1 protein-coding gene is annotated in these 511 nt (G+C 70.1%); it reads right to left on the bottom strand.

Annotated elements, in window-relative coordinates:
- Window positions 1-511, bottom strand: a 511-nt coding sequence (gene tnpC, locus D3A59_RS25125; protein ID WP_119157998.1) for an IS66 family transposase, incomplete at both ends; no start/stop codon positions are given.

The following is a 511-nucleotide window of genomic DNA, read 5'->3' as shown; positions in this document are numbered from 1 at the left end:
CGGCGCTGTAGCGCGTCGTGCAGTAGCTCCAGATGTAGGCGCGGTGCGTCTTGCCGAGTCCCGGCTTGAGCATCGCCACCGGGGTCTCGTCGGCGTGCAGCACACCGTGCTGCAGCAGCTCGGCCGTGAGCGCGTCCACCAGGGGCAGCAACTGCACGCCGCACTGGCCCACCCAGCCGGCCAGCGTGGAGCGCGAGATCAGCAAGCCGGCGCGCTCGTAGATCGCCTCCTGGCGGTACAGCGGCTGGTGCTCCAGGTACTTGGCCACCAGCACCTGGGCCAGCAGCCCCGGCGTGGGCAGGCCCTTGTCGATGATGTGCGGCTCAACAGGCGCCTGCACCAGGGTCTCGCAGTGCGAGCACACCCACTTGCCGCGGATGTGGCGCTCCACCGTGAAGACGCCGGGCGTGTAGTCGAGCTTCTCGGCCACGTCCTGGCCGATGCGCTTCATCTGGCAGCCGCAGCCGCACGTCGTGCTCTCGGGCTCGTGGTGGATCTCGCGCCGGGGCAG

The organism is Caldimonas tepidiphila (assembly GCF_003569765.1).
In the GTDB taxonomy this organism is placed as follows: domain Bacteria; phylum Pseudomonadota; class Gammaproteobacteria; order Burkholderiales; family Burkholderiaceae_C; genus Caldimonas; species Caldimonas tepidiphila.
Note: the sequence above shows the minus strand (reverse complement) of the source record. Positions and strands in the feature narration are given on the sequence as shown.